Here is a 25812-nt window from a genome sequence, read left to right as displayed (position 1 = left end):
ACCGCATACGCACCGAAGGCATCGAGAAGAACACCCACGACAACCCCTTCGGAGCCGTCCTCTCCTTCCGCGGCACCATCACCGACACCACCGTCCGCCACGCGCTCTCCGGCACGGTCGTCGAACTCACCGACACCTTCCCGGTCCCCGACGCCAAGGCGTTCGAGGTCGGCCAGTGGTGGGCGGTCCAGGTCGCCCCGGTCGCGGGTGGCGGCCGTGACGAGCGCGAGCTGCAGAAGCTCGTGGAGATCACCGAGATCGTCGACGCGACGCACGTCCGGATCGGCTACCTGAACGGCTGGGAGCTGGCGAAGGGCCGCGAACTCACCTGGACCCGGGTCGAACCCGTGCGGAACGCACACGTCCGCAACATGGTCTTCGAGGGGGCCGGTTCCGACGAGTACACCGGTTCCCACCCCGTCAGCTTCGAGTACGCCGTCGGCTGCGACGTCTCCGGGATCCACGCCACCGGCACCTTCTGGCCGGTGATCATGCGGCGCTGGTGCACCCGGTTCCGTACCGAGAACTGCTCGCTGAAGAACCCGCCCACCGTCGAGTACGGCGGCGCCGGCTACCTCACCCAGCAGATCTACTGCCTCTACGGGCACGTCGCCGACTGCACGACCAGCAACGTGCGCCACCTCAACGACCTCACCGCGTCCGCGTACTGCGCGGTCGTCAACTGCCACGGCGACGGCGACGACGCGGGCGGCAACCCCTTCACCACCCACGGGCAGTACGAGCACGACCTGCTCTTCGACGGCAACTCGGGCCTGATGGACATCGCCAACTCCGGGGCCCAGTGGGGGATCTCCGCCAAGCGGATCACGGTGCGCCGGCACGTCTGCTCCTGGTTCACCGCCAACACCAAGATCACCGACCTGACCCTCGAGGACGTCACGGTGATCGCCCGCCCCACCTTCGACCAGGCGGGCACCCTCACCGTCAACGCCGACGGCGCGCAGGTCCGCGGCTGCACCGCCAGGACCTTCGCCGTCGCCCAGCGCTCCGCCCGCTCCACCAGGCCCACCACCGTCAGCGACTGCTCCTTCGAGCCGCCCGCGGGCGCCGTCCTCGTCCAGACCCCGGTCACCGCGCCCGTCCACTTCGTGCGCTGCGTCTTCAAGGGGGTCGACGGCGCGATCCTGCGCGGTGCCGGTCCCGTCCACTTCACCGACTGCACCGTCACCGGTGCCGAGGACGCCGCCCCGCTCTCGGTCGGCTCCGCCGCGCTGCACATCGACGGCGGCCGGTACGAGAACACCGGCATCGAGCTCAGCGCCGTGCGCGACCAGCGGATCGGCGTCACCGGCGGCGCCCGGTTCACCGGCACCAACAAGGCGCGGGCACTGCTCGGCCGGGCGTCCGGACCGGGCACGGTGACCTGGGACCTCAACGGGTTCGCCGGCGCCGTCTCCGGAGCCGGCACCGCCCACGTGCGCATCGCCGACGGCACCAACCACTACGCGGCGACCGGTGGCCGCTTCACCGGCGGCACCCTCCACCTCGCCCCGGAGGCCCTGGTCTCCGCCCTGCACACCGCCTGCGTGGAGGACGGCACGAAACGCACCGCGATGCCCGAGAACGGTGCCGCGACGCGCACGGACGGGAACGTGATCCTGTGACCGCCCACGTCCGCACCACGACCCCGGCCGACGAACCGGCGCTGGCCGCCCTGTGGGAGCGCTGCTTCGACGCCCCGCACCTTCCCCGCCTGCACGCCCTCGACCCCGAACGGCACCGGCACACCTTCGTCGCGCAGAACGACCCGGACGGCGCGATCGACGCCGTCGTGGTCTACGTGCCGAGGCGGATCCGCGACGCGAACGGAGTGCCGCGGCGGGTGGGCGGCATCGGCAGCGTCGCCACCCGCCCCGAGGCCCGCGGGCAGGGGCTGGTGCGGCGGCTGCTGGTGGCGGCGGAACGCGTCATGACGGCCGAGGGGTGCGACTGGTCCCTGCTGTTCACCGGGACGCCGGGCGTCTACCGGGGCTCCGGGTGGCGGGAGTTCGCCGGTACGTACACCGAGGGGACGCTCGCGCCCTCGCCGGGTCCCGGGACCTTCCGGATCCGCGCCGCCGCCGAACGGGACGCCCCGGCGGTGGCCGCCCTGCACGACGCGTACAACACGACCCGGCCGCTCAGCGCGGTGCGGACGCCGCAGGACTGGGCGGTGCGGGTGCCCGCCTGGTACGGCCCGCTCGAAGGCTCGCTCGTGGCGGAGGACCCCGGATCGGGGGAGGTCGTCGGCTGGATCGTGGTCCGTCACGAGACGGAGCGCGTGGACGTCCACGAGTTCGCGGGCGCGCCCGGGTGCCTGAGTGCGCTGCTCGCCGCCGTCGGCGAACGGGGCCGGGCCGCCGGGCTGGACCGGGCCCGGGTCCGGCTTCCCGACGGGCCGGTGCTCCGGGCGGCCCTGCCGGCCCTGCTGGCGGACGCCCGGACGGTGACGGAACACGTGGGCATGGCGCGCCCGCTGCACGCCACCGAGGAGTCGGTGCGGGCCACCGTCACCGCGCCGGGCGCGGTCCACTGGTTCGGCGACTGCTTCTGAGCACCGCCCGTGAACGGTGCGGCCCGCCCATCGGCCGTCGCTCACCGGCCCCGGCTCACCGCTCCCGCCGGTCGCGGTGCGCGGCGACGCGCACGCGGGTGCCGCAGCGCGATGAGCAGTAGCGCTGCGGCGAGCGGCGGCCGGTGTCGATGAAATAGCGCCGGCATCCGGGCGCCGCGCACCGCCCCCAGGCGCAGTGTCCGCGTTCGCCGAGCCAGAGGGCGAGGGCGAGGGCGGTGGTGGACAGGAGCCAGTGGGCCGGGTCCGCGTCGTGCGGCGCCCGGGCGTGGAGCGACCAGTTCGAGCAGGGGAGACCCCATTCGAGGGCTTCCGGCCGCCTTGCGATCGCACGCACCGGACGACGCTTCTTCCGGGCAGACCTTGCCGGTCACGGCACTAGGTGTTCTCCTTCGCGCCCGGTTCGTCGTACGCCGACGTGCCCGAGTCCAGGAGGGGTTCCTGCGTCTTGAGATGGGCCGGGGCGAAGGCCCGCAGCACGTGGTAGCCGGTGATGACCACGATCGTGCCCAGGGCGATGCCGCTCAGCTCGAAGTTGTCGCTGATCTTCAGGCTGACCCCGCCGACGCCGATGATGATGCCCGCCGCGGCCGGGACCAGGTTCAGCGGATTGCGCAGATCGACCTTGGCGTGCAGCCAGATCTGGGCACCGAGCAGGCCGATCATGCCGTACAGGATGACGGTGATCCCGCCGAGCACACCGCCGGGGATGGCGGCGACGACCGCGCCGAACTTGGGGCAGAGGCCGAACAGCAGGGCGAAGCAGGCGGCCGCCCAGTACGCGGCGGTCGAGTAGACCCGGGTCGCGGCCATGACGCCGATGTTCTCCGAGTACGTGGTGTTCGGAGGGCCGCCCACCGCCGTCGACAGCATCGACGCGGCGCCGTCGGCGGCGATCGCGGTGCCCAGCTTGTCGTCCAGCGAGGACCCCGTCATCTCGCCGACGGCCTTCACGTGCCCGGCGTTCTCGGCGATGAGCGCGATGACCACCGGCAGGGCGACCAGGATCGCCGACCACTCGAAGCTCGGCGCGTGGATGGACGGGAGGCCGATCCAGTCGGCCTTGGAGACGCCCGACAGGTCGAGCCGCCAGTGGTCGACGGCCTCGGCGCCGCCCACCGGGGAGTGGATCTTGCCGAAGACCCGGTCGAGGCCCCAGGACAGCACGTACCCGAAGACCAGACCCAGGAAGATCGCGATCCGGGACAGGAAGCCGCGCAGACACACCACGGCCAGCCCGGTGAACAGCATCACCAGCAGCGCCGTCCACTGGTCCTGGGGCCAGTACGTCGACGCGGTCACCGGCGCCAGGTTGAAGCCGATGAGCATGACCACGGCGCCGGTGACCACCGGCGGCATCGCGGCGTGGATGATCCGCGCGCCGAACCGCTGCACCGCGAGGCCCACGAGGAAGAGGGCCACGCCGACCACGAAGACCGCGCCGGTGACCACGGCGCTGCTGCCGCCGCTCGCCCGGATCGTCGCCGCGACCCCGACGAAGGAGAGCGAACAGCCGAGGTAGCTGGGCACCCGGCCGCGCGTGGCCAGCAGGAAGACGGCGGTCGCGACACCCGACATCATGATCGCCAGGTTCGGGTCGAGACCCATGAGCACCGGGGCGACGAAGGACGCGCCGAACATGGCGACCACGTGCTGGGCGCCGAGCCCGAACGTACGGGGCCAGGAGAGCCGTTCGTCCGGCCGGACCACGGCCCCCGGCGCGGGCGTTCTCCCGTCGCCGTGCAAGGTCCAGCGCACGCCGAGGCTCATGGTCGCTCCCTGTGTGTAGGTGCGGAGCCCAGTACCTCGCCCGGCATGGCGCACATCCGCAGAATCGAAACAGCGCCATGGTAATGCCGGATCTTGGCGGTTCGTTTCCCGGGCGTACCCCTGTGACCTGCGCCTCGGCCCGCGGACGCAACCGGGCGGTCCCGTCCGCGGGCCGTGCCCGGCGCCGCCGCACCCTCGGGCCCCGCCGTCGAACCGCCGCGAGGTCCTGTCGTCGAAGCGCCGTCGTCCGGCCGGGCGCCGGGGCGTGCGGCGTCCGGGGCGGACGGCTCACGGGCGTGGTTCGGCCGCTGCCGTCTCCGGAGCCTCGGCGCCGCCGGCCCGAAGCGTCCCGCGGTCGCCCGCCCGCAGCACCCCGGCCCCCACCACCAGACCGAACGCCAGCACCGTGACCAGGCCGAACGACACGACCAGCGAGGTCGCCTCGGCCAGCGAGCCGATCGCGGACGGCGCGATCAGCCCCGAGGTGTACGTGATGGTGGCCACGCCCGCGATCGCCCGGCTCGGGTTCGGGCCGTTGCGCCCGGCCGCCGCGAACGCCAGCGGGACCACGACCGCGACCCCGAGACCGAGCAGCCCGAAGCCGCACATGGCCGCCACCGCACTCGGCGACGTGACCACGAGCACCCCGCCGACCGTGGCGAGGGCGCCGCTCACCCGGACGGTCCGGACCGCCCCGAAACGGTCGACGACCTTGTCACCGGCGATCCGGGCGACCGCCATGGTGAGCGCGAACGCCGTGGTGGACGCGGCGGCGAGCCCGGCGGAGGTGTCCATGACGTCCCGCAGGTACACCGCCGACCAGTCCAGGCTGGCCCCCTCCGCGAACACCGCGCAGAACCCCACCGCCCCGATGATCAGCGCGGACTTCGGCGGCAGCGTGAAGCGCGGCGGGGGCTCCTCGTCCGGCGCGCTGCGCAGGTCCAGCACCCCCTGGCAGGCGAACAGCCCGAGCACGGTGAGGACGAGCGCGGCGACGGCGTGGTGCAGCCGGGCGTCGGTGCCCAGATGCGCGGCCACGGTGCCCGCCGCCGAACCGGTCAGGGCCCCCACGCTCCACAGCCCGTGCAGCCCGGACATGATCGACTTGCCCAGCCGGTTCTCCACCTCGACCCCGAGGGCGTTCATGGCCACGTCCGACATGCCGGCCGAGGCCCCGTACACCAGGAGCGCCGCGCACAGCGTCAGCAGGCCGGGGGCCAGCGACGGCAGGATCAGCGCCAGCGTCCACAGGGCCAGCAGCCCGCGCAGCGCGGCCCTGGCGCCGAACCGATGGCTGATCGCGCTCGCCAGCGGCATCGCGAGCGAGGCGCCGATCGCGGGGAAGGCGAGGGCGAGACCGAGCTGCCCGGCGCTGACCCCGGCGTGCTCCTGGATCCACGGGACCCGGGTGGCGAAGCTGCCGGTCACCGCGCCGTGCACGGCGAAGACGGCGGCGACGGCGATCCTGGCCCGCCTCACCCGCTCCGTACCGGAGGCCGTCCCCGTCGGACCGGCCGCACCCGAGGACCCGGCCGCCCCGGCCGTCCCTGTGGAATCCGTCGTCATACCGTCGTGCCCTCCCTCGGCCGCCCCGCCGCCGGTGACCCCGGCGGTCGTCTTCGCGGCGCGGGCCGTAAACTATCAGGAACCCTGCCTGATAAATAGTCCACCCGCCCGTCCCGCGGGGTGGTGATCTGGAAGGATCCCGGTATGGCCGCATCACCGAGCACCGCGCGGGCCATCAACGACCGGCTCGCCCTGCGGCTGCTCCAGCAGGACGGCCCGCTGACGGCCGCGCAGTTGAAGAACCTGACCGGGCTCTCCCGCCCCACCGTCGCCGACCTCGTCGAGCGGCTCCAGGACGCCGGGCTGATCCGGGTCGTCGGTGAGGCGGGGGCCCGGCGCCGGGGCCCCAACGCCCGGCTGTACGGGATCGCCGCCGACCGTGCCCACCTCGCCGCGCTCGACGTGCGCACCGGCAGTGTCGCCGTGGTCGTCGCCGACCTCGTCGGCACCACGCTCGCCGAGGCGACGCTGCCCATCGACGGCGACACCGGCACCGAGACGGCCGCCGAGCAGGCCGCCGCACTGCTGGAGCGCACCGTGCGCGAGGCGGGCACCGCCCCGCTGCACAGCGTCGGCGTCGGCGCGCCCGGCCTGATCCACCCGGTCACCGGCGAACTGCGCGACACCAGCGGGCTGCCCGCCTGGCACCGCCGGCTGGTGCGGGTGCTCCAGCAGCGGCTGCCCGCGACCGTCCTGGTGGAGAACGAGACCAATCTGGCCGCCGTCGCCGAGCACCGCGCGGGCGCCGCCCGGGAGCGCGACACCTTCGTCCTGTTCTGGCTCGGGTACGGCGTGGGCGCCGCCGTCGTGCTGGACGGGAAGCTCCGGCGCGGGGCCTCCGGCGGCGCGGGCGAGATCGGCTTCCTGCCGGTGCCCGGCACGGTCGGCGTCCCGTCGGCCGTCAGCTGCGACGGCGGCTTCCACTCGCTGGTGGGTTCCGCCCCGGTCTGTGAACTGGCCGCCGCCCACGGCATCCTGCTGCCCCCGGACGCCAAGGAGGGGGACAAGGAACCCGGCGCCGCGTTCGCGGTCCGGGCGGCACTGGCGGGGGAGGGCGGGAGCGAGGCGTTCCTGGACGCCCTCGCCGAACGGCTCGCGCTCGGCGCCGCCTCGGTCGCCTCGGTGCTCGATCCGGGGTGCGTGGTGCTCGCCGGGGAGGTCGGCCACGCGGGCGGCGAGGCGCTGGCGGCGCGGGTCGAGGAGCGGCTGGCCGTCATGTCCCCGCTGCGGACCGAGGTCAGGGCCGGGCGACTGGGCGGGGCCGCGGTGCTGCGCGGGGCGCTGCTCGCCGCCCGGGAAGCGGCGCAGGACGACCTGTTCGGCCCGGCGCGCTGAACGGGGCGCCGGGCCGGGTCCGAAGGCCGGACGGCAGGCCGCGCCCCTCGGGCCGGGTGCGCGGGAGCCCGGCGGTGACCAGGGGCGAACCGGTCACCGCCGGGCGGTCAGCGGGAGGGCGGGTGCGTCAGCAGGCGCCGAGGTCCTGCCAGACGCCCCAGTCACCGGTGGATCCGGGCGTCTCGCCCTTCGTCCACCACTTGGCCTTCCAGTGGTGCGAGCCGTGGCTGACCGTCGTACCGGCGCCGTACTCGGAGGTCGCGCTCCAGGTGGGCGCGGTGCAGCTGCCGCCGGGGCCCGGGGTCGGGGTGGTCGACGGGTCGGGCGTCGGCGTGGTGCCCGTGCCCGGCTCGACCACGGTGGTGCCGCGCGCCAGGTCGGCGGCGAGGGCGTACGACTTCCCGCCGAAGGCCACCGTCCAGTTCGACGGCGTCGAGGTGGGCTGGTAGTAGACGAAGTCCAGCTGCACCGAGGCGCCGGGGGCCAGGCTCTGCCACGCCGGTAGCTTCAGCGAGACACGGTTGTAGTCGCCCTTCAGCCCGCCGATGTTGTTCGCGGCGGTGTGGTCGCTGCGCACGATCGTGGTGCCGAAGCCCGACTGGTCCTTGGCGTTGGCGGGGGCCGAGGTCGCGTAGTCGAACTGGAACTCGGTGCCGCCGGGCAGGGTGGCCTTCGTGTTGTTGGTGATCGTCAGCTTGGGGCTGATCGGGTAGTTGGAGTCGCCGAGCGGGAACTGCCCGAAGGACACGTCGATGTCGAGCGCCTCGGTGGGCAGGTCGACGGTGGACCGCTTCGCGCCGTACGGCGCGGCCGACTTGAACGCGTCGTACATCGTCGAGGTGAGTGTCGAGCCCGGCTCGTACTGCCCCTTGGCCGCGTTCCAGCCGTAGTCGCCGGCGAGCTCCCAGATCATGGTGCCGCCGATGCCCTTGTCGACCACGTACTTCGCCTTCTCGGCCACCGACTGCTCGTCCTCGGTGGAGAGGAAGACCTTCTTCTGCGCGTTCCACAGCCAGGGCGCGACCAGCGTGGCGTCGTACTTGCGGGCGTAGGTGCCGGTCAGCTGCGTGTCGGCGGGGAAGCCGTAGTCGGTGACGTAGTCGCCGACGATGCCCTTCTCCAGGTTCTTCGCGTGCCACATCGGGTTGGAGCCGGCGGGCGACTCCTTGCCGTTGTCGTCCAGGTCGTGCCAGAGGTTGTCGATGCCGACGGCGCCGTCACCGCACTTGGTCAGCCCCGAACCGGCCGGGCAGTCGGTGGCGGCGGCCCGGCCCCACAGCCCGTCCGTGCCGCCCTGCACGTTCTTGAAGCCGCGGCTGTAGTACGGCAGACCGATGTTGATCCGGCCGGACGGCATCGAACCGCGGAAGTAGTGGTACGCCCAGTCGGTGTTGAGGTAGCCGATCCCGCCGTACTGGGAGGTGGAGTAGACGCTCGCCTGGGCGAGTTCGGCGTCCTTGCCGTCGTCGTACAGGGCGGCGTTGGGGCCCACGTACTCGTTCCAGGCGCCGTGCAGGTCGTACGACATGATGTTGACGTAGTCCAGGTACTTCTGGACCTGGAAGGTCTCCATGCCGCGCAGCAGGTAGCCGGACGAGGGCGCGGCCACGCTGAGCAGGTAGTGGGTGCCGTCGGCGGCGGACGCGCGGTCCAGCTTCTCGCGCAGCGTCTTCATCAGGGCCGCGTAGCCCTTGACCAGACCGGCGCGGCGCGCGTTGGACACGGTCCAGTCCAGCGGGTTGCCCGCGTCCTTCATGGTCGTCGGGTACTCGTAGTCGATGTCGACGCCGTTGAAGCCGTACTTCCTGACGAAGGCGACGGCCGAGTCGGCGAAGGTGTCGATGCCCGCCTGGTTGACCGAGCCGTCGGCGTTGGTGGCCATCGAGTAGAAGCCGCCCGAGTCCACCCGCGCCCCGCTGGCGTCGAAGTAGCCGCCGGTCTCGGCCCAACCGCCCACCGACACCATGGTCTTCACGTTCGGGTGCTTCTTCTTGAACTTGTTGAGCAGGTTGAAGTGGCCCTTGTACGGGAGGCCCGGGTCCATCTCGGCGCCCGCGACGCCCGGCCAGGTCATGCCGGTGGAGGCGTTGTCCGGTCCGTCGGCGCCGACGGAGAGCTTGTTCGCGCCGTCGACATGGGCGAAGGCGTAGTTCAGATGGGTGACCTTGTCCCAGGGGATGTCGGAGGCGAGGTAGGCGGGCTTGCCGTCCTTCCCCGTCCGCCAGCTGGTGAAGTAGCCGATGACGCGCCGCTGGTGGTCGGCGCCCATCTTCTCGCGGCCCTCGGTGTCGTAGACCGAGCAGTAGGGGACGGCGACGCCCGGGGTCTCGTAGAGCCCGTCGGGGCGACAGGACTCCTGGTCGGCGGCGGCCGACGGGGTGGCGCCGAGCGAACCCAGCAGCAGACCGGCGACGGTGGCGCCGGTCGCGAGCAGGGTGGCTCTCGCGCGGGTGGGGGACAGCACGTTCGTTCCTCCTGGGGAGGTTCGGCGGAACACAACTGGCAAGGGGGTGGGTCGTGTTGATGCCCCGGGCGTGCGCACACCGCGGGACGGCTCCTCGGAGGTGACGCAGAGATTAAAAGGACTAGACCATTCCGTCAATAGGTCTGGACCTTTGCGCCCCCGGGGGCGCGTGTCGGCCCGGTCGCCCGTGGCGGCGGGGCGCGGCCCTCCGCGGTCCTGTGAGCCACTCCACAGCACTCACCCGCATGGCCGATATCCCGGCGTGGCACACTGACCCTGTACCAGTAGCAGCGCACTCCGGGGTCGGTGCAATTCCGAACCGGCGGTTACAGTCCGCGACCCGTCCGCAGCCAGCGGCCGGTTGACCAGGTGAAATTCCTGGACCGACGGTTAAAGTCCGGATGGGAGGCAGTGCGCGGCGGGCCGTATCACGGGTACGCCGCCGTCGGCGGACGGTCCTCGGGCAACCGAGCCGTCCGTGTTCTCGGCATTCGGCGTCCCGCTTTCGCGTTCCCGCTTCTTCTGTCGTCGTCGACAGACCCCGGAGTCCGTGCCCGAAGAGGCAGGAGGACCCGGTGGACACCGCAGCCGACACCACCGCCATGCGCCGCGCGATCTCGCTCGCGGCCCGCGGTCTCGGCTCCACCAGCCCCAACCCCGTCGTCGGCTGCGTCGTCCTCGACGCCGAGGGCCGCCCGGCCGGTGAGGGATACCACCGGCGCGCCGGCGGACCACATGCCGAGATCCACGCCCTGCGCGCCGCGGGCGACCGGGCCCGGGGCGGCACCGCCTACGTCACCCTCGAACCCTGCAACCACACCGGCCGAACCGGCCCCTGCGCCCGGGCGCTCGTCGAGGCCGGGATCGGCCGTGTCGTCTACGCGGTCGCCGACCCGACCCCGCAGGCCACCGGCGGCGCCGACACCCTGCGCGCGGCCGGGGTCACGGTCGGGCGGGGACTGCTCGCGGCCGAGGCCGAGGCGGGCAACGCGGCCTGGCTGACCTCGGTGCGCCTCGGCCGCCCGTACGTCCTGTGGAAGTACGCGGCGACCCTCGACGGCCGGATCGCCGCCGCCGACGGCACCAGCCGGTGGATCACCTCGCCCGAGTCCCGCGCCGACGTCCACCGGCTGCGCGCCGAGGCCGACGCGGTCGTGGTCGGCTCCGGCACCGCCCGCACCGACGACCCCCATCTCGCGGTGCGGGGCGTCGAGGGAGCCGTACAGCCCCTGCGGGTAGTCGTGGACACCGGCGCCACCGCCGTACGCCCCGGCGCCCGCGTCCTCGACGACGCCGCGCCCACCCTCGTCGCCGTCGCCGAGGACGCCGACGCCCGCCACCTCCCCGAGGAGGCCGTGCTGCGGCTGCCGCGTGCCGCCACCGGCCCCGGCCTCGCCGTCCCCGCCCTGCTCGACGCCCTGCACGCGCGCGGCGTCCGCTCCGTGCTCCTCGAAGGCGGCCCGACCCTGGCCGGGGCCTTCGTCGCCGCGGGAACCGTCGACAAGGTCGTCGGCTATCTCGCCCCCGTGCTCCTCGGCGCCGGCCCCGCGGCCCTCGCCGACGCCGGAATCCCCACCATCTCGGAGGCGTTGCGCCTCGATGTGACCGAGGCCGTCCGCATCGGCCCCGATCTGCGCGTCACCGCCGTCCCCGCAACCGCCCGGAAGGAAGACTGAATGTTCACCGGAATCGTCGAAGAACTGGGTGAGGTCGTCGCCGTCGAGAAGCTCGGCGACGCCTCCCGCTTCCGACTGCGCGGTCCGTTGGTCACCGAGGGCGCCAAGCACGGCGACTCCATCGCCGTCAACGGTGTCTGCCTCACCGTCGTCGACCTCGGCGACGGCGAGTTCACCGCCGACGTGATGGCCGAGACCCTGAACCGGTCCGGTCTCGGCGCCCTGGAGGCGGGCTCCCGGGTCAACCTGGAACGCCCCATGGCGGTCGGCGGCAGGCTCGGTGGCCACATCGTCCAGGGCCATGTCGACGGCACCGGTCGCATCGTCGAGCGGAAGGAGTCCGAGCACTGGGAGGTCGTGAAGATCTCCCTGCCCGCCCACCTGACGCGCTACGTGGTGGAGAAGGGATCGATCACCGTCGACGGCGTCAGCCTGACCGTCGTCGACGCCGGACCCGACTACTTCACCATCAGCCTCATCCCCACCACCCTCGCCCTGACCACGCTCGGCATCAAGGAGCCCGGCGACCCGGTCAACCTGGAGGTGGACGTCATCGCGAAGTACGTCGAGCGGCTGCTCGGCACCACCGCGTCCGAATCCGAGGAGCCGGCGAAGTGACCGCGCTGAACTGGCTGAACTCGGAGGCGTTCACCGCCTTCGGGCAGCACATCATCTGGTCCGACATGATCGGCAACACGGTCGGACTGCTCGCGCTGGCCCTGGGCTGGCTCCGGTCCGTCTGGACCTGGCCCGCCCAGCTCCTGTCCGGTGTCGTGCTGGTGGCCGCCAACGTCTCCGTGCACCAGGCCGGCAGCGTCGGCAAACAGGTCGTCGTCATCGCCGTGGCGGTCTGGGGCTGGCAGCAGTGGAACCGCGGCAGGCGGCAGGCGCAGGACGGCTCGATCGCCGTCCGGTTCGCCACCTGGCGCGAGCGCGGTCTGCTGCTGGGCGGGGCGGCACTCGGCACGCTCGTGGTCGGCGGCCTGTTCACCGCCTTCCCCTCGCTGTCCTGGAGCCCATGGGCGGACGCGTACATCTTCGCCGGCACGCTCGCGGCGATGTTCGCCCAGGCCCGGGGCATGGTCGAGTTCTGGTTCGCCTGGCTCCTCGTCGACCTGGTCGGCGTCCCGCTGAACTTCCACAGCGGCCTCGCCTTCTCCGGCCTCATCTACGTCGTGTACGGCGCCCTGGTCCTGTGGGGCATGCGCGACTGGTGGCTGCGTTCCCGTACCCCCGCCCTGGAAGGAGCGACGGCATGACCGCCCAGCCCGCCTGGCTGCACCGGGAGGACGAGAGCGTGGCCGAGGACCTCGCGCTCGACCCCGTCGAGCAGGCCATCCGCGACATCGCCGCGGGACGGCCCGTCGTGGTCGTCGACGACGAGGACCGCGAGAACGAGGGCGACCTCGTCGTCGCCGCGGAGAAGGCCACCCCCGAGATCGTGGCGTTCATGATGAGCGAGTGCCGCGGCCTGATCTGCGCCCCCATGGAGCACGCCGAGCTGGAACGGCTCGCCCTGCCGCAGATGGTCGACCAGAACACCGAGTCGATGCGCACCGCGTTCACCGTCTCCGTCGACGCCTCGGCCGCCCACGGCGTGACCACCGGCATCTCCGCCGCCGACCGGGCCACCACGCTGCGCATGCTCGCCTCCGGCGAGGCGGGCCCCGGCGACTTCGTGCGGCCCGGCCACGTCTTCCCGCTCCGCGCCCGCTCCGGCGGCGTCCTGGTCCGCAACGGGCACACCGAGGCCGCCGTCGACCTCGCCCGGCTCGCCGGACTGCGCCCCGCCGGGGCCATCGTCGAGATCGCCGCCGAGGACGGCACGATGCTGCGCCTGCCGCAGCTGGTCCCGTTCGCCCGCAAGCACGGCCTGACGATCATCTCCATCGAGGACCTGATCGCCTATCGCCGCACCTCCGAGCCGACCGTGCGCCGCGAGGCCGAGGTACGGCTGCCGACCGGCTTCGGCCCGTTCACCGCCTACGGCTACCGCTCCACGGCCGACGGCGTCGAGCACGTCGCCCTCGTCCACGGCGACCTGGGGGACGGCGACGACGTCCTCGTCCGCGTCCACTCCGAGTGCCTGACCGGCGACATCTTCCAGTCGCAGCGCTGCGACTGCGGACCCCAGCTGCACGCCTCCATGCGCCGCATCACCGAGGAGGGCCGCGGCGTCGTCGTCTACCTGCGCGGCCACGAGGGCCGGGGCATCGGTCTGCTGTCCAAGCTGCGCGCCTACGAACTCCAGGAACGCGGCATCGACACCCTCGACGCCAACCTGGAACTCGGCCTGCCCGCCGACGCCCGCGACTACGCCGCCGGAGCCCAGATCCTCAAGGACCTCGGCGTCCGCAGCCTGCGGCTGATGACCAACAACCCCGACAAGACGGCCGCGATCCTGCGGCACGGCCTGACCGTCACCGGCCGCGAGCCGATGCCCGTCAAGGCCGGTGAGCACAACCTGCGCTATCTGCGCACCAAGCGCGACCGCATGGGGCACGACCTGCCCTGGCTCGACGCCGCCGCGGCGTCGACCTGCGCCAACCAGTGACCGGAACGACCCGCACCACCGGAACGACCAGCACACCGAACGACCGGCAGGAGAGAACATGAGCGGCAAGGGCGCACCCGAACTGACCGTACGCAACTGCGGTGACCTGCGCGTGGCGGTCGTCGCCGCGCAGTGGCACGAAAAGATCATGGACGGACTCGTCGACGGTGCCCTGCGCGCCCTGCACGAGCTGGGCATCGACGAACCGACCCTGCTCCGGGTCCCCGGCAGCTTCGAGCTCCCCGTGGTCGCCAAGGTCCTCGCCGGACGCGGCTACGACGCGGTCGTCGCCCTGGGTGTGATCATCCGCGGCGGGACCCCCCACTTCGAATACGTGTCCCAGGGCGTCACCCACGGCCTCACCCAGGTGGCCGTCGACACCGGCGTCCCGGTCGGCTTCGGCGTGCTCACCTGCGACACCGAGGAACAGGCGCTCGACCGGGCCGGACTGGAGGGCTCCAACGAGGACAAGGGGCACGAAGCGGTCACCGCGGCCGTCGCCACCGCCACCACGCTGCGCACCGTCAGCGAGCCCTGGCGCTGATCGAGGGGGCCGGACCCCGTAGGCTAAGGACCATCATGGCGAACAAAACCTTTGAAGAGCTCTTCGCCGAGCTCCAGCTCAAGGCCGCCAACGGCGACCCCTCCACCTCCCGCACCGCCGAGCTGGTGGACAAGGGCGTCCATGCCATCGGCAAGAAGGTCGTCGAGGAGGCCGCCGAGGTCTGGATGGCCGCCGAGCACGAGAGCAAGGACGCCGCCGCCGAGGAGATCTCCCAGCTCCTGTACCACGTGCAGGTGATGATGGTCGCCCGCGGGATCTCCCTCGACGACGTCTACGCCCACCTCTGAGCACGAGCGGGGCACCGCCCCGCACCCCCGCATCCCGCACATTCGCATACTCCGGACAAGACCCCTCCTCGCAAAGGAACCAGACCTCATGCTGCGCATCGCCGTCCCCAACAAGGGATCACTCTCCGGGCCTGCGATGGCGATGCTCCATGAGGCCGGCTACCAGCAGCGCAAGGAGTCCAAGGAACTCGTCCTCGTCGACCCCGAGAACCAGGTCGAGTTCTTCTACCTGCGGCCCCGCGACATCGCGATCTACGTCAGCTCCGGCCGTCTCGACATCGGCATCACCGGCCGCGACCTGCTGCTGGACTCGGGCGCCGACGCCGAGGAGATCCTCCAGCTCGGCTTCGCCCGCTCCACCTTCCGCTACGCCACCAAGCCCGGCATCGCCGAGGGCCCGCAGGACTTCGACGGCAAGACGGTCGCCACCTCCTACGAGGGCATCGTCGCCAAGCACCTCGCCGACATCGGCGTCAACGCCTCCGTCGTCCACCTCGACGGCGCGGTCGAGACCGCCATCGAGCTCGGAGTCGCCCAGGTCATCGCCGACGTCGTGGAGACCGGCACCAGCCTGCGCAACGCGGGACTCGAGGTGATCGGCGAGCCGATCATGACGTCGGAGGCCGTCGTCATCCGCCGCACCGGAGCCCCGGCCGACGACCCCAAGGTCCAGCAGTTCCTCCGCCGCCTCCAAGGCGTCCTGGTCGCCCGCAGCTACGTGATGATGGACTACGACTGCCGCGTCGAGCACCTGGAGCGCGCGGTCGCCCTCACCCCGGGCCTGGAGTCGCCGACCATCTCCCCGCTCCACCACGAGGGCTGGGTCGCCGTCCGCTCCATGGTCGCCGCCCGCGAGGCCCAGCGGATCATGGACGACCTGTACGCCCTCGGCGCCCGTGCCATCCTCACCACCGCCATCCACGCCTGCCGCCTCTGACGGCCGGGCCACCACCCGGAGACGCAGAACACCATGTCCGCCCCCGCGTCCGAACTCCCCGCACTCCCGGTCACCTTCCGGCCGACCCGCACCCGGGTGGTCCTGCTGACCGTGGGGGCGGCGATGTTCGTCGTCATCACCGTCGTCGCCCTGACCCTCGAACAGCTGAGCCCGGGGGAGCGGTCCAGCTTCGTCTTCACCGCGCTGCTGTTCTTCGGCGTGCTCGCGCTCCTCAGCCGCCCGAAGGTCGTCGCGGACACGAGCGGCGTGACCGTGGTCAACCTCACCCGGACGCGTCGGCTGTCCTGGCCGGAGATCCTCCGTGTCAACCTCCGCCCCGGCGACCCCTGGGTCTTCCTGGACCTGAGCGACGGCACCAGCATGCCCGCGCTCGGCATCCAGCCGGGGATCGGCCGGCAGCAGGCCATCCGGGACGCCCGCGCGCTCCGCGCCCTCGCCGAGCGCCACGGCACCGGTACCGGCGCGGACAACGGCTGATCCCTCCCGGCAGGGGCCGCTCCCGATGACGACCCGGGGGCCGATCGGGAGCGGGGCTCGCGATCGGCCCCCGGGTCGTTACTCTGGAGAACGGCGGCGCCCCGGTGCGCCCCGCCCCGCACGAACGGTCCCCGAGACCGGCGGGGCTTTTCCTGCGACCCGAGGAGTGACTCCTTCCAGCAATGGACGGACCGTCCGGTAGTACCTGCGCCGCCCCCTCCCAGGAGGCGGCGGCATGACCATCCCCCTGCTGCTTCTGAGCGCGGCATTCCTTCTCATCCTCGCCAACGGCTTCTTCGTGGCGGCCGAGTTCGGGCTCGTCACGGTGGAGCGGCCGGACGCCGAGCGCGCCGCGGCCGAGGGCGACCGACGGGCCCGCACCGTCGTCCGGGCCCTGCGCGAACTCTCCTTCCAGCTCTCCGGCACCCAGCTCGGCATCACCATCACCTCACTGGTCGTGGGCATGCTCGCCGAACCGGCCCTCGCCCAGCTGCTGGACGGCCCCCTCACCGCGATGGGCCTGCCCGCAGGCGCCGTGTCCGGCATCGGCGTGGTGACCGGGATGCTGCTCGCCTCCGCGGTCCAGATGGTGATCGGCGAACTCGTGCCCAAGAACTGGGCGGTCTCCCGGCCGCTCCAGGTCGCCCGGTTCGTCGCAGGCCCCCAGCACCGCTTCTCCGCCGCGTTCCGGCCGGTGATCAGTCTGCTGAACACGGTCGCCAACCGGCTGGTACGCCTCCTGGGCGTCGAACCCACCGACGAACTGGCCTCCGCCCGCACCCCCGGCGAACTGGTCTCTCTGGCCCGTCACTCCGCCGAGGCCGGCACCCTCGAACAGGACACCGCCGACCTCTTCGTACGGACCCTGTCGCTCGCCGGACTCACCGCGCAGCACGTCATGACCCCGCGGGTCAGGGTCAGCGCCCTCCAGACGTCGGCGACCGCCCAGGACGTCCTCAACCTGACCCGGGCCACCGGCCTGTCCCGCTTCCCGGTCTACCGGGAGCGCATCGACGAGGTCGTCGGCATGGTCCACCTCAAGGACGCCCTCGCCGTTCCCGCCCAGGAGCGGCTGCGCACCCCGGCCGGCCGGATCGCCGTCCCGCCGCTGCTGGTCCCCGAGACCCTGCCCGTCGAGCAGCTGCTCCAGCGGCTCCGCAAGGAGCAGCCGATAGCCGTCGTGGTCGACGAGTACGGCGGCACCGCCGGGGTGGTCACCCTGGAGGACATCATCGAGGAGCTCGTCGGCGAGGTCAGGGACGAGCACGACGCCGAGGGCGCCGACCGGCCCGAGCTGGCCGCCGCCGCTCCCGAGGACGGCCGCCCCGCCTGGGACGCCGAAGGCAGCTGCCGGGTCCAGACCCTGCGCCGGATAGGCCTCGACGTGCCCGACGGCCCGTACGAGACCGTCGCCGGACTCGTCGCCGACCTGCTGGGACGCATCCCGGCCCCCGGCGACCGCGCCGAACTGCCCGGCTGGCGGATCTCTGTCCGCCAGGTCGGCCACTACCGGGCCGAGAAGGTCCGCTTCGTGCGCCTGGCGGATCCCGTCGGTCCCGACGGCGCCCCGGTGGACCGGCCGGTCCTGGAGGCCGCGCGATGAGCCTGGTCCACCTGCTGTTCGCCGGTCTCCTCGTGCTGGCGAACGGTTTTTTCGTCGGCGCCGAGTTCGCCCTCGTCTCCGTACGGCGCAGCCAGATCGAACCCCTCGCCGCGGCCGGTTCGGGCCGCGCCCGCCAGGTGCTGTACGGCCTGGAGAACCTGCCGCAGATGATGGCCGCCGCCCAGTTCGGCATCACCGTCTGCTCCCTGACCCTCGGTGCCGTCGCCGAACCGACCGTCGCCCGTCTGCTGGAGCCGGTCTTCGAAGCGGTCCGGCTGCCCGAGGGACTCGTCCACCCGCTCGGCTACGTCCTGGCCCTCGCCTCCGTGGTCTTCCTGCACCTCGTCATCGGCGAGATGGTCCCGAAGAACCTCGCCATGGCGGCACCGGAGAAGACCGCGCTGTGGTTCAGCCCCGGTCTCGTGGGCTTCGCCCGCCTCTGCCGCCCGGTCACCTCGGCGCTGGGCGCCTGCTCCCGGCTGGTGCTGAGGATCTTCGGCGTCGAACCGAAGGACGAGGTCGAGGCGGTCTTCACCAGCGAACAGCTCAACCGGCTGGTCGAGGACTCCGGTCAGGCCGGTCTCCTGGAGCCCGACGCGCAGGAGCGGCTGGGGGACGCACTGGAGCTCGGCAGCAGGCCCGTCACCGACGTCCTGCTGAAGCGGGCGTCCCTGGTCACGGTGGACCCGTCCGTCACCCCGCGCCGGATCGAGGAGCTGACCGTGCGGACCGGCTTCTCGCGCTTCCCCGTGTGCGCGGAGGGCGGCGGCGCGTTCATGGGCTATCTGCACGTCAAGGACGTGCTGGACCTGGAGGACGTCGACCGGGCCGTCCCCCAGCACGTCTGGCGACCGATGGCGACCGTACGGGCCGAGCTGCCCCTCGACGACGCCCTGACCGTGATGCGGCGCGCCGCGACGCATCTGGCCCAGGTCGCCGACGCCTCCGGTCGGGTCCTCGGCCTCGTCGCCATGGAGGACGTGCTGGAGATGCTGGTCGGCGAGGTGCGCGACCCGGCCCACCGGATCTCGGTGCCGCGCCGGGCGGCGGAGACCACGACCGGCTACGGCGAACTCACCGCGTCGGTCCGCTGACCGGACCCCGCCCGCGAACGCCGGAGGGGCCGGTCGTCCCGGCCCCTCCGGCCCGCGGGGCTTCTCCGGCCTTCCGGAGCCCGGTGCCCGGCTCGTCAGCCGGGCCTCCTCACGGCGTCGGCGGCTCCTGCGGCCCGCGCTCCACCGGCCCCCGGCCGGACAGCACCTCGCCGTACGCCTGCATCAGATCGGGCAGCCGCAGCGTCGCCAGATCGTCCCGGCCCGGCGCCGTCGGGTACGCGGAGAGCCGCAGATCGCGGTAGGCACAGCTCTTCTCGTACAGGGTGCGCAGGAACCGCCCGTTGCCCAGTTCGTCGATCCAGCCCTGACCCACCACGTGCGTGCTGATCGAGCGCAGTTCCTCCAGCGCCTCCTCGTCCCACACGTCGCCGTTCTCCGCGGCCAGCACCTCACCGATCGAGGTGAGCTCGGCGGGCCGGTAACTGGGGAAGTCCACCCGGGTGGTGAAGCGCGAGGAGAGCCCCGGATTGGCGGCCAGCAGACGGTCCATGCCCTCCGGATAGCCCGCGAGGATGACGACGAGATGGTCCCGGTTGTCCTCGGCCCGCTTCAGGAGGACCTGGAGGGCCTCGTCGCCGTAGGCGTCCCCCTTGCTGTAGCCGGTGTTCGAGAGGCTGTACGCCTCGTCGACGAAGAGCACCCCGCCCAGGGCCGAGTCGATCAGCTCGTTCGCCTTGACCGCGGTCTGCCCGAGGAACTCGCCGACCAGGTCCGCCCGTTGGGCCTCGACCAGATGGTCGCCGCCGAGCAGACCGAGCGCGTAGAAGACCCGGCCCAGGATGCGGGCCACCGTGGTCTTGCCGGTGCCGGACGGGCCCGAGAAGACGAAATGGCGCTTCGGCGGCTGCACCGGCAGCCCCAGGCCCGCCCGCAGCCGCGCCATGTTCAGCTGCGCGGACAACGCCTTCACCTGGCGTTTGACGGGGTCCAGGCCGACCATCCGCTCCAGCTGGGCCAGCGCCTCGGCGAGCAGCACCGGGTCGCTGGGACCGGCCGGGAAGGGGGACGACGGCGATCCGGACACCGGGGCCCGGTGCCGCGCCCCGTCGGGCGGCGGGGGCAGCCCGAGACCGCCGGGCCCGGGGACGTCGTCGCCCGGCCGCGGCTCCCGGGCGTCCACCAGGCCACTGCCGGGTACCGCGTCCGGTTCCGGCTGGGGGTCGGCCGCGGTGTCCGTGCCCGGCCCGGCCAGGGACACCGCGGTGATGCCGGCCGCCTCGTCCGGGCCGTCGAGACCGTCGTAGTCCGCGATGGCGGCGAGCCGGGCCGAGGTGTCCATGAACGCCGGGTCGATCCGGTGCACCGCCCGGTACAGCGGCAGGGCGGCGGCGCTGCGGCCCGTTCCCTCGTGCGCCCGGGCCAGCCAGTAGCGCAGCTCCTTGCGCTGCGGCTGCTCGCTGCGGCAGCGCATCAGCGCAGTGGCGAGCAGTGGCTCGGCCTGCCCGTACATCTCCAGCCGCACCCGCGCCATCCCGCCGAACAGCCCCGCCTCGATGCCGAGCACCGGGTCGTCGATCAGCTGTTCGGTATGGCGCACGAGCTGGTCCCAGTCCTTGGCCAGGTAGGCGCGGCAGGCGTGCAGGAAGCGCACCTGCGGGTCCGCGTCCACCGGCGGCAGGTCGGCCAGGGCCCGGTCCAGTTCGGCGACGTGCCGCCCGTCCAGCCAGTGCGAGGCGTGCGCGAGGAGCAGGTCGCGCGGGCTCTCCAGCACCGGCTGCACCCACCAGCCCAGCCAGTACCACGAATTGAGGGTGCGCCGATGGCGGGTGCGCTGCTCGCCGAAGCGTTCGCGGTGCCGGTGCATGCGCAGCAGCGCCGTCGTGGTGTCGACCCTCAGCGCGTGGAGTCCCAGCCAGCCGTCCGCCATACCGGGGTCGCTGCGCACCGCCGCTCTGAACTCCTCCTCGGCCTGGGGGTAGGCGCCCATCGTGTAGGCGTCCACGCCGCGCAGCCAGGCCAGGTCGGCGGGGGTCTGTGCGCCCTGTGTGCCGATGTCCATCTGGTCCCCCACAAACCGTGCCCCCAGGATGTCCCGCCGCACGACCCACCCGCCGAGGCGCGCCGAACCACTGTGCCGAGAGCGGGAATTGACCGCACCGAGAGGCATCGTACCTGCGCGGGGAGTACTCGAATAAGGGCGCCGCAGGCAGAAGGGAGGCCGTGACCGAGGGTGAACGAAGCGCGCGGAGGCCGTGGGGGAGAGGGCGCGCGCGAGCAGAACGAAGCCCCCGATCACGGGGGAACAACCGGGGGCTTCGTGTCTGTGAGGGCTTCGAAAAGCCGCACATTGAGAACGTAAGACCTGTACCGCCCTCCGGTCAAGCCGAGTTGGGGTCATCCGGGCTGATTTCTCAGCAGTTGATACGGGGGTGCGCCCTGCTCACCGTCCGTTACTCAGTGGTTCGACCCCGCCGCCGGGCGAGGGCCCTCCACCCACGCGTAGCCCACCGGCAACTGCCGTATCAGCGTGTCCGCGTGGGGGTGCGAGGGATCGGCCGAGAAGTGCCCCTCCTCGGCGGCCGTCCACCCGTCCCAGAAGGCGGACAGCGCGGGCCCGTCCCGGCGCCGGCCCCGCGCCCAGGACTCCGCGGCGGGCAGGTCCATCCACAGCAGCCGTGCCAGGTGCGGGCGCAGCGCGCGGCGCCCCGCGCCGACGCCCTCGATCAGGACCACCGGCGCGGGGTCCAGGGCGCGCGGCGCCCCGAACGTCCGGGCGGTCCAGTCGTACGGCGCGTAATGGGCGCGCTCCCCGCGCGACAGCGGCTCGATCACCTGCTCCCGCAGCCTGTCCGTCCAGGTGAAGAAGGACATGTGGGTGGCCAGGTCGTCCAGGCGCAGCACCGGGGCGTCACCGAGCGCCGCGGCCAGACGGGTCGCGAAGGTGCTCTTCCCCGATCCCGCGTGACCGTCCACGGCGACCAGTCGCACCGGTCCGCAGGACGGTGTCAGGGCGCGCAGCCGCGCGGCGGGGGCCGAGAGGTCGTTCATGTGTTCCAGCCTACGGGCCGGTCCGGGGCGTTCGCCGGGCGTGTCCGGTCCGCCGCAGGTCATGCCAGTGGTTCAGACCAATATTGGTGGCTCGGCGGGGTGTCGTAACGCTGGCCGGATCCGGCCGCGAACCGCGATAGTTGGCGCACTGTCGCACACCCGTAACCGCATTCCGCCCACGAGTTCACGACCGGGGGTCTCGCCCATGAACAGACCGACCTCGCGCAGGACCGTGCTGACCGCCGCGCTCGCGGTGGCCGCCGCGGGTACGGTGCCCTCCGCCGCCTCCGCGCACGCCGCCACCGCTTCGTCCACCGCTCCCTCGACCCCCTCGGCAGCCGCTTCTTCCGTGGACAACCGGTCCTGGCACACGTACGCCGACTGGCGCGGCGGCTTCCGCGCCGGTACCCGGGCCGTCGCGGGCCGCAGCCCCGGTCTGGTGATCGGCCGTCCCGAGGGGCGCACCGACTACACCGACCCGCACACCGGGCGGACCTCCGCCTGGGAGTACGCGACCTGGACCTCGCCGCTCCACCGGTCGGCCGTCCCGGCGACCGAGGTGATCGCCTCCTGGAACGCGCACACTCCCGAGGGCACCTGGATCCAGATCGAGCTCCAGGGCCGCTACTCGGACGGCACCTGGACGCCGTGGTACGTGATGGGCCGCTGGGCCTCCGGAGACGGCGACATCCGCAGGACCTCCGTCGACGACCAGGGCGACGGCAGGAGTTCCGTCTGGACCGACACCTTCTCGGTGGACGACCCGGCGAGCGGGCTGCGGCTGGCCGCCCACCGCATGCGGCTGACCCTCCACCGCGCCCCGGGCACCCGCGGCACGCCCACCGTGTGGCGGCTCGGCACCATGGCGTCCGACGTCCCGGACCGCTTCACGGTGCCCGCCAGCGTTCCCGGTCTCGTCGGGGAACTGCCGGTGCCGCGCTACTCGCAGAACATCCACGTGGGGCAGTACCCGGAGTACGACAACGGGGGCGAGGCGTGGTGCAGCCCCACGTCCTCGCAGATGATCATCGAGTACTGGGGCCGCCGCCCCACCGCCGAGGACCTCGCCTGGGTCGAGCCCGGTCTGGCCGACCCGCAGGTCTGCCACGCCGCCCGGTTCACGTACGACTACCAGTACGAGGGCTGCGGCAACTGGCCGTTCAACGCCGCCTACGCCGCGACCTACGACGACATGGGCGCCGCGGTGACCAGGCTCGGTTCGCTCACGGACGTGGAGAACCTGATCCGGGTGGGCATCCCGGTCATCACGTCGCAGTCCTTCCTCAAGGAGGAACTGACCGGCGCCGGATACGGGACGTCCGGCCACCTGATGACCGTGATCGGGTTCACCGCGGACGGTGACGTGATCGCCAACGATCCGGCCTCACCGGACAACGAGGCGGTCCGCCGGGTCTACCGGCGCCGCGAATGGGAGAACATCTGGCTGCGCACCAAGCGCTACGACGCGAACGGCAAGGTCAGAAGCGGCACGGGCGGTGTCTGCTACATCTACTGGCCAGCTAAGCCAGCACCGAGCCAGCACCGCGCACTGAGGTCGCTCGGCCTGCTGTGAGCATGTACGGCCCCACGGTCGTCTCGGCGACCTGACGGCAGCGCTCCTGGCCGTCCTGCGCGAGGTGGCCGCACCGGTCCACCGTGACCCTGATCGAACGATGTCCGAGCCGGCGAGAACTCTCGTGGACGGACAGGCCGCTCGTCAGGGTCACGGTGGTCCACTCGTGTCGCACGTCGTGCGGATCGTGTCCAGGCGGACCGAGTCGCCTGACGGTCCGATCCCACGAGTCCGGTGCGACCCGCACGTCGAGATACAGCCGATTCTCGACGGCCTTGCCTTCGGCAACGCGCTGGAAGTACAACCGCGGGTCCACACCCGAGGGATCGACGCAGGCGGACCACGAACCCCGGTCCTCAGGCGGCGGCGAGCGACCGAAATCGTCCCAAGTGGCGAACCCCTCCGGAGGCGACGGTACGAACCCACGCCGATGTCCTCAACGGGTTGCCCGCCGTCGGGGTGCGCTGAAGCGGGTGAGTCCCGTCCGGTGACCAGTCCTGTCCGGTCACCGGACGGCGGCGGTCAGGAGCGGCAGGTCGCCTTCATCTGGGCGGCGGCGTGGTGCGCCTTCTCCCAGCCCTTGGACCAGTCGTCACCCCGGTCCAGGAGCTTCACCCCGATCGTCGGGCCCTTCATGGCGAAAGTGCCCGCGTCGACCCACTGGCCCCGGTGGTTCACCTGGTTGATCGTGAAGCTGTCGTACTTGGTCGTACGGTCGTTGGCGTTCACGAGCACGTGGTACGTGGTGGGATGCCCGCCCACGTACAGGACGTTGCCGCTGTTCGGGATGTACACGGAGATCTGACAGGTACGGGCCTTGGTGCCGGGGTTCCACCACCACTTGACACGGTTCCGCATGTCGGTGCTCGTGTCGCCGGACATCGGGACGGAGTCGTAGCTCCCGTTGCATCCGTCGCCCGTCCAGCCGCCGGAGGACCGGCCGTACCAGCCGTTGCTGCCGTCGGTGTAGAAGTTGTCCCGCTGGTAGCCGCCGCCGGAGGGGGTGGGACAGCCGCGCCCGGTGATGCCGGTGTACACGACGGCCGACTGCGCGACGGACTTCTGCGTGTCGCCGGACCCGGACGAGGCGGTGCTGCCGCCCGTGCCGCTCTTCTCCGTGGTCGTCCTGCCGGTGCCGGTGTTGGTGTTGGTGTCGCTGTCGGGGGAGCCGCCCGTCCCGGTTCGGGACGCGTGCTTCGTTCCGGGCGCCGCGCCGGATCCGGCCTCGCCCTTCGCCTCCACCGCACCGCCCTCGTGGATGCCGCCGGTGACCTTGGTGGAGCCCTTGTCCGCCGTTCCAGGCGCGCCCGCGTGCTTGCCGCCCTCCTTCAGCGAGCCGGAGTCGGGGGCACGTTGCTCGCCCGGCACGATGCCGGGGCCGGTGCTCTCCGGGCCCATGGGGCTGCCGACCGGGGCGTTGGCGGCAGCAGGGCCGTTCTTGTCGTCCGGCCCCGAAATCAGGAACGGCACCCCGATCAGGACGAGTCCGCCGACCACGGCCGCGGCGATCATGGGCTTGCCGGGCCGCCCGATGGGCAGACCGGCGGCGCGGCGGCGAGGCGGTGGCGGCGGGCGCGGCAGCCGCGAGCCCGGCCTCCGCGTCCGTGTCCGTCCCCGCCTTCGCCTCCGCTTCCGTCTTTGTCCGCGCCTGAGCGCCTCCTTCTGCCGCGCTGCCCTCGGCGGTGCTCCCTTCCACCGCTTCCGCCGCCGCTGTCGTACCGGGCTTCGGGGCGTCGTTCCCGGCCGTGGCCGGCCGCGGCTCCTTCCCCGACGTGCTCTCCTCGCCCGCCGGGGTCCTCTTCCCGGTGGGCTCGCCACCGGGGCCGTCCCCCGGCCCGGCGGCGGACCGTGCGGCGGACCCGGCCGCGACGGCGGTCGCCGCTGCCGACGCCGACGCGGGCGACCCCCGCCCCTCGGCGGCGCTCAGGGTGATGGAGACCGCCACGGTCACGCTCTCCTCGTACCGTCCCGGGGCGATGCTGACGACCGCTCCGGTGCGGGCCCGGGCGACGGCCTGTGCGACGGTGCGGCAGTCGCCCGTCCCGTCGGCTGCGACGGTGAGCACCTGGCGTGACACGTTCTTACCTCCCGGACCCCGGTGCCCGTGGGGCGTGACGGGGACGCGCGGCATGCTGGGGCGTGTGGAACCGATGTGCCCATCATGCCTGTTGGCGCAGGTGGCCCGCCCCGGCGAACTGGCCGGGGCGCACCGCGCGGCCGGGGGTGGGGTCACCCGGCCGCGCGGCTCGTGTCCGGCCCTCCGAGCGGCCGGACGTCTCTCGGAGCGTGTCGGGTGACCTCCGGCCGGA

At 72.6% G+C, this 25812-nt stretch carries 22 protein-coding genes, 1 pseudogene and 1 riboswitch; of the genes and pseudogenes, 15 read left to right on the top strand and 8 right to left on the bottom strand.

Going from position 1 to position 25812, the window contains the following annotated elements; genetic code table 11:
- Positions 1-1625: peptidase C14 (locus AB0E67_RS28980; RefSeq protein ID WP_362032018.1), on the top strand; the 1625-nt coding region annotated here is incomplete at its 5' end.
- A complete protein-coding gene (locus AB0E67_RS28975; protein ID WP_362032016.1) occupies positions 1622-2554 on the top strand; it encodes a GNAT family N-acetyltransferase in 933 nt (310 codons plus the stop codon). The genes AB0E67_RS28980 and AB0E67_RS28975, both read left to right, overlap by 4 nt.
- Before the next feature lie 55 nt (positions 2555-2609).
- Here the strand turns inward: AB0E67_RS28975 and AB0E67_RS28970 are convergent, their stop codons facing one another.
- The 3 genes from AB0E67_RS28970 to AB0E67_RS28960 form a co-directional block, all read right to left on the bottom strand.
- Positions 2610-2909, bottom strand: coding sequence for a CGNR zinc finger domain-containing protein (locus AB0E67_RS28970; protein WP_362032014.1), 300 nt, complete (start codon positions 2907-2909; stop codon positions 2610-2612).
- Positions 2910-2950: 41 nt separating this feature from the next.
- A complete protein-coding gene (locus AB0E67_RS28965) occupies positions 2951-4342 on the bottom strand; it encodes a solute carrier family 23 protein (protein ID WP_362032012.1) in 1392 nt (463 codons plus the stop codon).
- Positions 4343-4630: 288 nt separating this feature from the next.
- Entirely contained in the window at positions 4631-5908 is a 1278-nt protein-coding gene (locus AB0E67_RS28960) for an MFS transporter (RefSeq protein WP_362032010.1), read from the bottom strand.
- Positions 5909-6052: 144 nt separating this feature from the next.
- Between AB0E67_RS28960 and AB0E67_RS28955 the strand changes: the two genes are divergently transcribed.
- On the top strand, positions 6053-7243 hold the full coding sequence (locus AB0E67_RS28955; protein ID WP_362032008.1) for an ROK family transcriptional regulator: 1191 nt from the start codon (positions 6053-6055) through the stop codon (positions 7241-7243).
- A gap of 127 nt (positions 7244-7370) precedes the next feature.
- Here the strand turns inward: AB0E67_RS28955 and AB0E67_RS28950 are convergent, their stop codons facing one another.
- The gene (locus AB0E67_RS28950; RefSeq protein WP_362032006.1) at positions 7371-9707 is read right to left on the bottom strand and encodes a glycosyl hydrolase family 18 protein; all 2337 of its coding nucleotides are present in this window, start codon (positions 9705-9707) and stop codon (positions 7371-7373) included.
- A gap of 288 nt (positions 9708-9995) precedes the next feature.
- Positions 9996-10126: riboswitch (FMN riboswitch) on the top strand.
- A 156-nt stretch (positions 10127-10282) separates the two neighbouring features.
- Between AB0E67_RS28950 and ribD the strand changes: the two genes are divergently transcribed.
- The 10 genes from ribD to AB0E67_RS28900 all read left to right on the top strand — a co-directional run bounded on the left by ribD (position 10283) and on the right by AB0E67_RS28900 (position 18921).
- Positions 10283-11383 (top strand): bifunctional diaminohydroxyphosphoribosylaminopyrimidine deaminase/5-amino-6-(5-phosphoribosylamino)uracil reductase RibD, encoded by a 1101-nt coding sequence (ribD, locus tag AB0E67_RS28945; RefSeq protein ID WP_362032004.1) that lies wholly within the window; start codon positions 10283-10285, stop codon positions 11381-11383.
- The gene (locus tag AB0E67_RS28940) at positions 11384-12001 is read left to right on the top strand and encodes a riboflavin synthase (RefSeq protein ID WP_362032002.1); all 618 of its coding nucleotides are present in this window, start codon (positions 11384-11386) and stop codon (positions 11999-12001) included. It abuts the gene before it with no gap.
- Positions 11998-12642, top strand: coding sequence for a nicotinamide mononucleotide transporter family protein (locus tag AB0E67_RS28935; protein ID WP_073790306.1), 645 nt, complete (start codon positions 11998-12000; stop codon positions 12640-12642). The genes AB0E67_RS28940 and AB0E67_RS28935 overlap by 4 nt, the downstream gene beginning before the upstream one ends.
- Entirely contained in the window at positions 12639-13937 is a 1299-nt protein-coding gene (locus AB0E67_RS28930) for a bifunctional 3,4-dihydroxy-2-butanone-4-phosphate synthase/GTP cyclohydrolase II (RefSeq protein WP_362032000.1), read from the top strand. Before AB0E67_RS28935 ends, AB0E67_RS28930 begins: the two co-directional genes overlap by 4 nt.
- Before the next feature lie 58 nt (positions 13938-13995).
- Entirely contained in the window at positions 13996-14481 is a 486-nt protein-coding gene (ribH, locus tag AB0E67_RS28925) for a 6,7-dimethyl-8-ribityllumazine synthase (protein WP_362031998.1), read from the top strand.
- Positions 14482-14516: 35 nt separating this feature from the next.
- Positions 14517-14789 (top strand): phosphoribosyl-ATP diphosphatase, encoded by a 273-nt coding sequence (locus AB0E67_RS28920; RefSeq protein ID WP_018524273.1) that lies wholly within the window; start codon positions 14517-14519, stop codon positions 14787-14789.
- Between the two features lie 88 nt (positions 14790-14877).
- Positions 14878-15726, top strand: coding sequence for an ATP phosphoribosyltransferase (gene hisG / locus AB0E67_RS28915; RefSeq protein WP_073790302.1), 849 nt, complete (start codon positions 14878-14880; stop codon positions 15724-15726).
- Positions 15727-15759: 33 nt separating this feature from the next.
- A complete protein-coding gene (locus tag AB0E67_RS28910) occupies positions 15760-16224 on the top strand; it encodes a PH domain-containing protein (RefSeq protein ID WP_362031996.1) in 465 nt (154 codons plus the stop codon).
- A gap of 235 nt (positions 16225-16459) precedes the next feature.
- On the top strand, positions 16460-17827 hold the full coding sequence (locus AB0E67_RS28905) for a hemolysin family protein (RefSeq protein ID WP_362031994.1): 1368 nt from the start codon (positions 16460-16462) through the stop codon (positions 17825-17827).
- Positions 17824-18921, top strand: coding sequence for a hemolysin family protein (locus tag AB0E67_RS28900; protein ID WP_362031992.1), 1098 nt, complete (start codon positions 17824-17826; stop codon positions 18919-18921). Before AB0E67_RS28905 ends, AB0E67_RS28900 begins: the two co-directional genes overlap by 4 nt.
- A 109-nt stretch (positions 18922-19030) precedes the next feature.
- Here AB0E67_RS28900 and AB0E67_RS28895 read toward each other — a convergent pair whose 3' ends face one another.
- Both AB0E67_RS28895 and AB0E67_RS28890 read right to left on the bottom strand, forming a co-directional pair.
- Positions 19031-20941 (bottom strand): AAA family ATPase, encoded by a 1911-nt coding sequence (locus tag AB0E67_RS28895; protein WP_362031990.1) that lies wholly within the window; start codon positions 20939-20941, stop codon positions 19031-19033.
- 395 nt (positions 20942-21336) lie between these two features.
- Complete coding sequence (locus AB0E67_RS28890; RefSeq protein ID WP_362031988.1) at positions 21337-21930, bottom strand: hypothetical protein; 594 nt, start codon at positions 21928-21930, stop codon at positions 21337-21339.
- Between the two features lie 205 nt (positions 21931-22135).
- On the opposite strand from AB0E67_RS28890, the gene AB0E67_RS28885 reads away from it, so the two are divergent.
- Positions 22136-23503 carry a peptidase C39 family protein gene (locus tag AB0E67_RS28885; protein ID WP_362031986.1) on the top strand — a complete coding sequence of 456 codons (1368 nt, stop codon included), beginning with the start codon at positions 22136-22138 and terminating at the stop codon, positions 23501-23503.
- Positions 23504-23709: 206 nt separating this feature from the next.
- Here AB0E67_RS28885 and AB0E67_RS28880 read toward each other — a convergent pair.
- Both AB0E67_RS28880 and AB0E67_RS28875 read right to left on the bottom strand, forming a co-directional pair.
- A pseudogene (locus AB0E67_RS28880) lies at positions 23710-23927 on the bottom strand (VOC family protein); the annotation flags it as partial.
- 98 nt (positions 23928-24025) lie between these two features.
- On the bottom strand, positions 24026-25015 hold the full coding sequence (locus tag AB0E67_RS28875) for a hypothetical protein (RefSeq protein ID WP_362031984.1): 990 nt from the start codon (positions 25013-25015) through the stop codon (positions 24026-24028).
- 170 nt (positions 25016-25185) lie between these two features.
- On the opposite strand from AB0E67_RS28875, the gene AB0E67_RS28870 reads away from it, so the two are divergent.
- Complete coding sequence (locus tag AB0E67_RS28870) at positions 25186-25800, top strand: hypothetical protein (RefSeq protein ID WP_362031982.1); 615 nt, start codon at positions 25186-25188, stop codon at positions 25798-25800.
- The last annotated feature ends 12 nt before the right edge of the window (positions 25801-25812 follow it).

This window comes from Streptomyces sp. NPDC032161, from assembly GCF_040636995.1.
In the GTDB taxonomy this organism is placed as follows: domain Bacteria; phylum Actinomycetota; class Actinomycetes; order Streptomycetales; family Streptomycetaceae; genus Streptomyces.
This window is presented reverse-complemented; position numbering and strand designations above follow the sequence as displayed.